The organism is Streptosporangium sp. NPDC049644 (assembly GCF_040675205.1).
Classification (GTDB): domain Bacteria; phylum Actinomycetota; class Actinomycetes; order Streptosporangiales; family Streptosporangiaceae; genus Streptosporangium; species Streptosporangium fukuiense.
Window position 1 is genome coordinate 47,889 of record NZ_JBFAOJ010000066.1, and the last position, 8,789, is coordinate 56,677.

Annotated in this window: 9 protein-coding genes; 8 read left to right on the top strand and 1 reads right to left on the bottom strand. The window is 70.2% G+C overall.

Annotation, left to right across the window (positions count from 1 at the left end; genetic code table 11):
* Nucleotides 1–16 precede the first annotated feature (16 nt).
* The 7 genes from AB0J58_RS30265 to AB0J58_RS30295 all read left to right on the top strand — a co-directional run bounded on the left by AB0J58_RS30265 (nucleotide 17) and on the right by AB0J58_RS30295 (nucleotide 6,902).
* Nucleotides 17–844, top strand: coding sequence for a PspA/IM30 family protein (locus AB0J58_RS30265; protein ID WP_343982919.1), 828 nt, complete (start codon nucleotides 17–19; stop codon nucleotides 842–844).
* Nucleotides 841–1,119, top strand: a complete 279-nt coding sequence (locus AB0J58_RS30270) for a hypothetical protein (protein WP_343982922.1) — start codon at nucleotides 841–843, stop codon at nucleotides 1,117–1,119. Before AB0J58_RS30265 ends, AB0J58_RS30270 begins: the two co-directional genes overlap by 4 nt.
* Nucleotides 1,120–1,128: 9 nt before the next feature.
* Nucleotides 1,129–2,031, top strand: coding sequence for a zinc metalloprotease HtpX (gene htpX / locus AB0J58_RS30275; protein WP_364222020.1), 903 nt, complete (start codon nucleotides 1,129–1,131; stop codon nucleotides 2,029–2,031).
* Between the two features lie 68 nt (nucleotides 2,032–2,099).
* Nucleotides 2,100–2,675, top strand: coding sequence for a hypothetical protein (locus tag AB0J58_RS30280; RefSeq protein ID WP_343982928.1), 576 nt, complete (start codon nucleotides 2,100–2,102; stop codon nucleotides 2,673–2,675).
* Nucleotides 2,676–2,889: 214 nt separating this feature from the next.
* Nucleotides 2,890–5,337 carry a protein kinase gene (locus AB0J58_RS30285; protein ID WP_364222022.1) on the top strand — a complete coding sequence of 816 codons (2,448 nt, stop codon included), beginning with the start codon at nucleotides 2,890–2,892 and terminating at the stop codon, nucleotides 5,335–5,337.
* A 1-nt stretch (nucleotide 5,338) separates the two neighbouring features.
* Nucleotides 5,339–6,091, top strand: coding sequence for a maleylpyruvate isomerase family mycothiol-dependent enzyme (locus tag AB0J58_RS30290; RefSeq protein WP_364222025.1), 753 nt, complete (start codon nucleotides 5,339–5,341; stop codon nucleotides 6,089–6,091).
* A gap of 100 nt (nucleotides 6,092–6,191) precedes the next feature.
* The gene (locus AB0J58_RS30295) at nucleotides 6,192–6,902 is read left to right on the top strand and encodes an SIMPL domain-containing protein (RefSeq protein WP_364222028.1); all 711 of its coding nucleotides are present in this window, start codon (nucleotides 6,192–6,194) and stop codon (nucleotides 6,900–6,902) included.
* A 103-nt stretch (nucleotides 6,903–7,005) separates the two neighbouring features.
* Here AB0J58_RS30295 and nadA read toward each other — a convergent pair whose 3' ends face one another.
* The gene (gene nadA / locus AB0J58_RS30300; RefSeq protein WP_364222031.1) at nucleotides 7,006–8,160 is read right to left on the bottom strand and encodes a quinolinate synthase NadA; all 1,155 of its coding nucleotides are present in this window, start codon (nucleotides 8,158–8,160) and stop codon (nucleotides 7,006–7,008) included.
* A 211-nt stretch (nucleotides 8,161–8,371) separates the two neighbouring features.
* Here nadA and AB0J58_RS30305 point away from each other — a divergent pair, with 211 nt between their 5' ends.
* The gene (locus tag AB0J58_RS30305; RefSeq protein ID WP_030910261.1) at nucleotides 8,372–8,725 is read left to right on the top strand and encodes an iron-sulfur cluster assembly accessory protein; all 354 of its coding nucleotides are present in this window, start codon (nucleotides 8,372–8,374) and stop codon (nucleotides 8,723–8,725) included.
* Nucleotides 8,726–8,789 lie beyond the last annotated feature (64 nt).

The window sequence follows — 8,789 nt, forward strand, 5'->3', positions numbered from 1 at the left end:
GGGACGGCCGACGCGCATGAGCGTGATGAAGAGACTTTCGCTGATCTTCAGGTCCAAGGCGAACAACGCGTTGGACAAGATGGAGGATCCTCGCGAAACCCTGGACTACTCATATCAGCGCCAGCTGGAGTTGTTGCAGAAGGTACGCCGGGGCGTGGCGGATGTCGCCACCTCGCGCAAGCGCGTGGAGCTTCAGATCAACCAGATCGAGGCGCAGGCGCGCAAGCTTGAGGAGCAGGGCCGCAAGGCGCTCGGGGTCGGTCGCGAGGACCTGGCCCGCGAGGCGCTGACCCGCCGCGGCAGCCTGCAGACCCAGATCGCGGACCTCCGCGTGCAGCACGACAACCTGCAGGCCGAGGAGGAGAAGCTCACCACGGCCTCCCACCGGCTGCAGGCCAAGGTCGACTCCTTCCGTACCAGGAAGGAGACGATCAAGGCGACCTACACCGCGGCCGAGGCGCAGACGCGGATCAACGAGGCCTTCTCCGGCATCTCCGAGGAGATGGGCGACGTCGGTCTGGCGATCCAGCGCGCAGAGGACAAGACGGCCTCCATGCAGGCCCGCGCGGGTGCCATCGACGAGCTGCTGGCCAGCGGCGCGCTCGACGACTTCAGCGGGCAGCGCGGCGACGACATCCAGGCCGAGCTCGACCGCATGGGCGGCGGCCACGACGTGGAGCTGGAGATCGCCCGGATGAAGGCCGAGCTCGGTCAGGGCACCGGGCCCCAGGGAGCGATCACGTCCGGTCCCGCCCAGCAGCAGCCCCAGCCGCAGCAGCAGCCCCAGCAACACCCTCAGTCCAACCAGACGCAGCAGCTGCGCCAGCCCGGGGAGGGCCTGTGATCGTCCGCATCATGGGAGAGGGGCAGATCGACATCGCCCCCGCCGATCTCGACGTGCTCAACACCCTGGACGCCGAGCTGGAGGCCGCGATCGAGGCGGGTGAGGAGGAGGTCTTCCGCACCCGGTTGCACGCCCTGCTCGACAAGGTCCGCCATGTCGGCAAGGCGCTGCCCGACGACAGCCTGGAGTCCTCGGAGCTGATTTTGCCCCCGGCTGACGCTTCCATGGAGGAAGTTCGGGAGATGCTCGGCAACGAGGGCCTGATTCCCGGATAGCCTGGGCATATGGTACAAACCCGGTTCGCCCCGGACCGGGGCCTGACCAGGCGCATGGTGATCACCATGTTCCTGCTCGGATTGCTCTATGTCGTCTTCGTGGCCGTACTGATCGCGTTGGGCGTCCGTGCGGTCGCGGTACTGCTGATCGCCGGCGTCATGCTCTTCGTGCAGTACTTCATGTCCGACCGCATCGCGCTGTTCGCGATGCACGGACGTGTCGTGTCCCCGCAGGAGGCGCCGGAGCTGCACGGCATGATCGACCGGTTGTGCGCTCTGGCCGACATGCCCAAGCCGCGGGTGGCGATCGCCGATTCGGACGTTCCGAACGCGTTCGCCACCGGCCGCAACCAGAAGAACTCCGTGGTCTGCGTGACCACGGGGTTGCTGCGCCGGCTCGACGCCGGCGAGCTGGAAGGCGTGCTGGCCCACGAGATGTCCCACGTGGCGCACCGGGACGTCGCGGTCATGACGATCGCGTCCTTCCTCGGCATAGTCGCCGGGCTCATGACCAGGTTCGCGCTCTACAGCGGCCTGGGACGCGGGCGCGACGACCGGGGCGGGCTGCCGATCGGCCTGATCATCATGCTCGTCTCGGTCCTGGTGTACGCGGTCAGTTTCCTGCTCACCCGGGCCCTGTCGCGCTACCGGGAGCTGGCCGCCGACCGTGCGGGAGCGCTGCTCACCCAGCGCCCGTCGGCCCTGTCCAGCGCCCTCGTCAAGATCAGCGGCGAGATGGCGCGCATCCCGACCAGGGATCTGCGCGAGGCCGAGCCGTTCAACGCCTTCTTCTTCGCGCCGGCCCTCTCCGGCAAGGCGAGCCTGAGTGCGCTGCTGGCGACCCACCCGCCGCTGGAGCAGCGCCTTGACCAGCTCGGCAGGATCTCCGCCCAGCTCGGGCAGGGCGGGTGACAGGACCGGCGGTGGGCGGCGGGAGCGCCGTTCCGTGGAAGTGGAAGCCGTGAAGGGGAAGAGACCGGATGCGCTGGTGGGATGCTCTGCTGGGCCGGGGTAAACCGGCCAAGGCCGACCTGGACGCGCTGTTCGCGCTGCCCTCGGCCGCGGTGACCCTGCAGGCGGCCACCGACCTGGCGCCGACCGGGCTGGGGGCGGTCTGCTTCCGCTCGGCCGAGGGCGGGGCGTTCGCCGCGCTTGAGCGCGACATCACCCAGCTGCTGGACGCCGGAGGCGGCCCTCCGGTGGAGGTGTCGAAGGACGCCTACGGCTACACATGGCTGCTGGTCCGCCGCACGCCCGAACTGCTCGGCGATCTGGTCACCGACCTGCACGCGGTCAACTCCTCCCTGGAGGCGGCGGGTTTCGGCCCCTCGCTGCTCTGCTCGCTGGTCTCCTTCGCGGCCCCCGACGGCCGCGGGCTCGCCATGGTCTACCTCTACAAGCAGGGCACCTTCTACCCGTTCGCCCCGCTGCCCGGGCAGACGGGGCGCCGGGACAACGCGCTGGAGCTGCAGGTACGCGGTGCGATCGGCGGCGAACTGGAGATCGAGCCGGATCTCGGCCGCTGGTTCCCCCTCTGGGGCGCGCCCGGCCTCTGATCCGTCCTGCCGGCCTGGTCCGGCCCGGTCCGGGCCGGCCCTCCGCGAGATCGTCTCTGGCTCTCGCGCAAGGGGTCCCGCCCGTTCCGAGGATCCTGAAAGGCCGTCTGGAACGCGCTATCGAGGTCCGTCCGACTTGCGGTTTGATGTACGTCCTGTGACCCTTTGCCCCCACAATGGGTCCGGAAGTTCATCACGGAAGAAGGGTGTGACCATGGCGGACCTCGCGTCCTTGCGGCCCGGGGATCCCGAGCACGTGCGGGAGTACCGGCTCACCGCCCGGCTCGGTGAGGGTGGCCAGGGAACGGTCTACCTGGGAATCTCCCCGACCGGTGCCCGTGTCGCGGTCAAGCTGCTCCGCGCCGACCTCGCGCAGGACGAGGAGGCGATGGAGCGTTTCGTCCGTGAGGTCAGCACGACTCAGCGGGTCGCTCCCTTCTGCACCGCCGCGGTGATCGACACCGGGGTCGACCAGCATCGTCCGTACATCGTCAGCGAGTACATCGACGGCCCGACGCTCGACGCGGTCGTGGCCACCGAGGGCCCCCGGCACGGCGCCTCCCTGCACCGCCTGGCGATCGGCACGGTCACCGCGCTCGTCGCGATCCACCAGGCGGGAATCGTCCATCGCGACTTCAAGCCCTCCAACGTGCTGCTTGCCCCCGACGGCCCCCGAGTGATCGACTTCGGTATCGCCAAGGCGCTCGACCGCACCTCCACGCTGACCGCGATGGCGATCGGCACCCCCTCCTACATGACCCCCGAGCAGCTGGCGGGGGAGAACGCGGGCTCACCCGCCGACATGTTCGCCTGGGGCTGCACGATGGTCTTCGCGGCCACCGGGCAGCCGCCGTTCGGTACGGACAGCCTGCCTGCGATCTTCAACCGGATCATGAACATGGAGCCCGACCTGGGGGCGATCGCCGATCCGGCGCTGCGCGACCTGGTCGGGCAGTGCCTGTCCAAGGACGCCGCCCAGCGGCCCACGGCGGGCGAGGCGCTGCTGCGGCTGCTCGGCCACGCGGGCGGGCCGGCGGCCGGCACCGTGCTGCCCACCGCACCCCGCGGCATCCTCGCCGAGGGGTCGGCGGCCGCGGCGCAGCAGACCGGGCCCGGCCCCGGCGGCTACCCCGCGGGGAGCGAGCCCGCCCCCACCGCCACCACTTACGGGCGGCGGCATCCGGGAGGCGACGACCGCACGCTGCAGGGCTATCCGCATCACCTGGAACAGCAGCCGTATCCCCAGCAGGGCGGTCCCGGCGGGGGATACCCCGGGCAGGGCCCGCAGGGTGGCCCGGCGGGCTACCTCCAGCACTCCGAACCGCGTGGTCACACCCAGCCGTCCATGTCCCACGGTTACACGCAGCCGTCCGAGGCCCACGGCTACGCCCAGTATCCGCAGCAGGGGCCGGGATACCCGCAGCAGGGATACCAGGGGCCCCAGGGGCCCCAGGGGCCCACGGGACCACAGCCCTACGGCGGTCCCGTGTCCCATCCCTCCCACGACGGCGCCCCGTACCAGAACCCCGGATCACCCGGATATCCGGGACACCCCGCGCCCGCCAGGAGCGGGCGCGGAGTGTGGCTCGCGGTCGCGGGCGGCCTGCTGGCCACCGCCCTCGTGGCCGGAGGCGTCGTGCTGGCGGTGCGCGGCGGCAGCACCGAGACGCCGGGCGACCCCCAGGCGGGCACCACCCAGAACGGCGGTACGGAGCAGGCGAGCCCTCCCGCCTCCGCGACCCCGACCCCCGACGCGCCGACGGTGCCGCAGGCGACCAACAAGATCAAGCTGCCCGGCAGTTCGATCACGCTCCACGAGAGCCCCCAGGACCCGATCAAGCTGAGTTCCTACAGTCTCGACTGGGAGAAGACCCTCTACGTCAGAAAGTACGGCACCGACCGGTTCGCCAAGAACGACAAGTACTTCCACTACACGCTCAACGCCGCGGGCACCCAGGCGCTGGGGACCGACCGGATCTACGACGCGCAGAACTACTCGATCGTGTCGGTCATCGACCAGCGCACCGGCGCGGCGAGCAAGATCAGGATCACCAAGGCGCCGGTCTACCCGACGCTGCCGCAGTGGTCGCCGGACGGCAAACGCGGCCTGGTGACGCTGTACGAGGCCGTGGACGACACCAGCAAGGAGTACGGCTTCGCGATCATCGACACCGTCACGAAGAAGGCCAGGATCGTCCGGGTGAAGGAGAAGGACGCGGGCACGTGGAGCTACTTCTGGCGGGGTGACGGCCGTGCCGTCGGCACCTGGGCGCTCACCGGCAAGACCCAGCGCATCCGCTTCTACGACCTGCAGGGCACCGTGCTGCAGACCCTGCTGGACGTGGGAACCCCGATCACCGTCGAGGGCGACGACATCTCCCCGTCGGGGTCGTCACTGCTCACGTACTGCAAGGAGAGCGAGAAGGAGATCTGCGTCTGGTCCACCGCCTCCGACGCCCCGGCGAAGGTCCGGATCCCGTTCGAGACCGAGCGGCTCATCGGCTGGTACGACGACAAGCACATCGCGGGCTGGCGGCGCAAGGGTTCCGGCTACGAGGCCGTGGTGTTCGACTTCAAGGGGCGGTCGCAGCGGGTGCTGGCCACCACCACCGACGCCAAGGAGTACGAGAAGCAGTTCATGCGCTTCACCCGGGAGGGCTGACATGAGGGAATGGACCCATGCCGAGCACGTCTCGGCGGCCGCCACGGAGATCGCCCGGATGGCCGATGTCCTGAGGGGGCGGGAGATGTCCGTTCCCGTGCCGACCTGTCCCGGCTGGGATCTGGCCAGGCTCGTCACCCACACCGGTGGCGTACACCGGTGGGCGGCCGCCATGGTCGCCGACCTGGCCGAGCGGCGCTACGACCGCCGCGGGATGGACATGGGCCTGCCCGCCGACGCGAGCGGTTATCCCGCCTGGCTCGGTGCGGGGGCCGCCTTGCTGTCCGAGGCGCTGCTGTCGCAGGATCCGCAGGCGCCGATGTGGACCTGGGGCGGGGAGCGGCGGGTGCGCTTCTGGTCCAGGCGGATGCTCCACGAGACCCTGGTGCACCGGATGGACGCCGAGCTCGCGGTGGGCGTCCCGACTCTGGTCCCCGAGGACGTGGCGGCCGACGGGGTCGAGGAGTTCCTCGACATCCTGCCGTACGCCCTGTGGAACCCGGGTGTGGCCGAGCTGAGGGGCGGGGGCGAGACGATCTCCCTGCAGGCCGACACCGGAGCCGGGTGGGTGATCACCCTTGACCCCGACCGCTTCCACCACCGGCGGTCCCTGCAGCCGGGGAGCGTGACCGTGCGCACCGCCACCTCGGCGGACCTGCTGCAGGTCGTGTGGGGGCGGCGCAGCGTCGACGACTACGCCGTCGAGGGCGACGCGGGGCTGCTGGGCTGGTGGCGGGAGCTCGCCCGGATCTGACCGGCGGAAGGTAAACACCCGCCCCGGGATTCGGCCAAGACACGGCAGATCTCCAGGAAGGTCCGCCGCCGAGGCCGCCGCCCCGTGGTGCCATGCCCCTATGATCAAGATGTCTCAGGCGGTGACCTCGGCCGCGCTCGTCTCCGTGGGCCTGTTCGGTGGCACGGCGCTCGCGGACTCCGCGCCCTCCGCGGCGACGGTGAGGGGGGACCGGCCGCAGATAACGATCGTGGGCGAGGGGCGTCTGTCGGTCACCCCGGACGTCATGAAGCTGGACGCCGGTGTCGAGGTGGTCCGTTCCACCGCGGGAGAGGCGTTCACCGCCGCCCGCGCCGCCGCCGCCGCGCTGACGAAGGCGTTGCTGGCGGCCGGCATCGCGGCCAAGGACCTGCGGACCGACGAGCTGTCCCTGGGCCCCCAGTACAAGGACTACCCAACGATCTCCGGCTACCGGGCCGCGCAGGGGGTCGAGGCGGTGGTGCGGGACCTGGACACCGCGGACGACGTGATCGACGAGGCGGTCGCGGCCGGCGAGGCGGTCCGGCTGGACAGCGTCTCCTTCGAGGTCGCCGACAACCGTGCGCCGCTCAGGCTGGCCCGCGAGGCCGCGTTCAGGGACGCCAGGACCCGCGCCACGCAGTACGCCAGGCTCGCGGGGCGCAGGCTCGGTCGCGCGCTGGAGATCAGCGAGGAGAACGTCACCCCGCCGCGGCCGTTCTTCGCCGCCGGCGCGATCGCGGACAAGGCGTCGATCAGCCCAGGCCGCCAGGACGTGTCGGTCAGCGTCAGGGTGGTCTACGAGCTGGATTAGGCCCCGCTCACGCGGTGCTCCCCCGATCCCGGGTACGCGACAGGTTCCCGGCACACGACGGGCCCCGGCGGGTCACCACCCGCCGGGGCCCGTCACCTCGTGCTCAGGGCAGCGCCAGCATCCTGTCCAGGGCGACCCCGGCCCAGTGGGCGGTGTCGTCGTCCACGGTGATCTGGTTGACGACCTGGCCGGCGGCGAGCGACTCCAGCGCCCACACCAGGTGCGGCAGGTCGATCCGGTTCATCGTCGAGCAGTAGCAGACGGTCCGGTCCAGGAACGTCACGTCCTTGTCGGGGAACATGGCGCCGAGCCGCTTGACCAGGTTCAGCTCGGTGCCCACCGCCCAGGAGGACCCGGCGGGAGCCGCCTCGATCTTCTTGATGATGTACTCGGTCGAGCCGACATGATCGGCCTTGGTGACGACCTCGTGCCTGCACTCGGGGTGGACCAGCACGTTGACGCCGGGGATGCGCGCGCGGACGTCGTCCACGCACTCGGCGCTGAAGCGGCCGTGTACCGAGCAGTGCCCCTTCCACAGGATCATCCTGGCGCCCGCGAGCTGCTCGGCGGTCAGGCCGCCGTTCGGCCGGTGCGGGTTGTAGACGACGCAGTCGTCCAGCGACAGGCCCATCTCCAGCACCGCGGTGTTGCGGCCCAGGTGCTGGTCGGGAAGGAAGAGCACCTTCTCCCCGCGGGAGAAGGCCCACTCCAGGGCGCGCCTGGCGTTGGAGGAGGTGCAGACGGTGCCGCCGTTGCGCCCGCAGAAGGCCTTGATGTCGGCGCTGGAGTTCATGTAGGTGACGGGGACGGTGCCACCGGCGATCCCGGCGTCCTCCAGCGCCTCCCAGCACTCCTCGACCTGGTCGAAGGTGGCCATGTCGGCCATCGAGCACCCGGCGGCGAGGTCGGGCAGCACCACCTTCTGGGAGTCGGAGGTGAGGATGTCGGCGGACTCGGCCATGAAGTGCACGCCGCAGAAGACGATGTACTCGGCGCCGGGCCGGGCCGCGGCCTCCTTGGCGAGCTTGAACGAGTCGCCGGTCACGTCGGCGAACTGGATGACCTCGTCACGCTGGTAGTGGTGGCCCAGTACGAAGACCCTGTCGCCGAGCGCCGCCTTCGCCTTCCTGGCGCGTTCCACCAGCGCCGGGTCGGACGCGGCCGGCAGCTCGCCGGGACAGTCGACACCGCGCTCGCTGTGCGGGTCCACGCCCCTGCCCAGGACGAAGAGCGGAAGCCCGGTCTCGGTGGTCGTCATGGCCACACCCCCTTATCGTCGAAGTGACGACTAATGATGACACACGCTGCTGAGGCTTTATTCCGTGGGAGGGAGTTTTGTCCGAAGAGGGGAGGTGTGAGTCGTCCCAGGAATGTGTAAGCGGGGACGGGTGTTGGTAGCGTCTAAGAAGGACGTCAGAAACAGACAGCCGTTCCCGGGGAGCGGCTGACGCAGACGCGGGAGTCACCACATGTCGGTTGAGAGCAGCGAGACCACGGCGCAGGGCCTGATCCTCAGTTCCGCGGCCGCCGCGAAGGTCAAGAGCCTGCTGGAGCAGCAGGGCGAGGAGGGCCTCCAGCTGCGCGTGGCCGTGCAGCCCGGTGGCTGCTCCGGTCTGCGCTACCAGCTCTTCTTCGACGACCGTTCGATGGACGGTGACGTCGTCTCCGACTTCGACGGCGTGAGCGTGGTCACCGACCGGATGAGCGCGCCCTACCTCGTAGGTGCCACCGTCGACTTCGTCGACACGATCGAGAAGCAGGGCTTCACGATCGACAACCCCAACGCCACGGGGTCGTGCGCCTGCGGAGACTCGTTCAACTAGGCGATCGCCCGACCGGACGAGACCGGACGAGACAGCGAAGGCCCCGCGCGGTGACATCCGTCAC

Coding starts and splice junctions, on each gene's coding strand:
- AB0J58_RS30265 (WP_343982919.1), top strand. CDS start 17: ATGAGCGTGATGAAGAGACTTTCGCTGATCTTCAGGTCCAAGGCGAAC.
- htpX (WP_364222020.1), top strand. CDS start 1,129: ATGGTACAAACCCGGTTCGCCCCGGACCGGGGCCTGACCAGGCGCATG.
- AB0J58_RS30280 (WP_343982928.1), top strand. CDS start 2,100: ATGCGCTGGTGGGATGCTCTGCTGGGCCGGGGTAAACCGGCCAAGGCC.
- AB0J58_RS30285 (WP_364222022.1), top strand. CDS start 2,890: ATGGCGGACCTCGCGTCCTTGCGGCCCGGGGATCCCGAGCACGTGCGG.
- AB0J58_RS30290 (WP_364222025.1), top strand. CDS start 5,339: ATGAGGGAATGGACCCATGCCGAGCACGTCTCGGCGGCCGCCACGGAG.
- AB0J58_RS30295 (WP_364222028.1), top strand. CDS start 6,192: ATGATCAAGATGTCTCAGGCGGTGACCTCGGCCGCGCTCGTCTCCGTG.
- nadA (WP_364222031.1), bottom strand. CDS start 8,160: ATGACGACCACCGAGACCGGGCTTCCGCTCTTCGTCCTGGGCAGGGGC.
- AB0J58_RS30305 (WP_030910261.1), top strand. CDS start 8,372: ATGTCGGTTGAGAGCAGCGAGACCACGGCGCAGGGCCTGATCCTCAGT.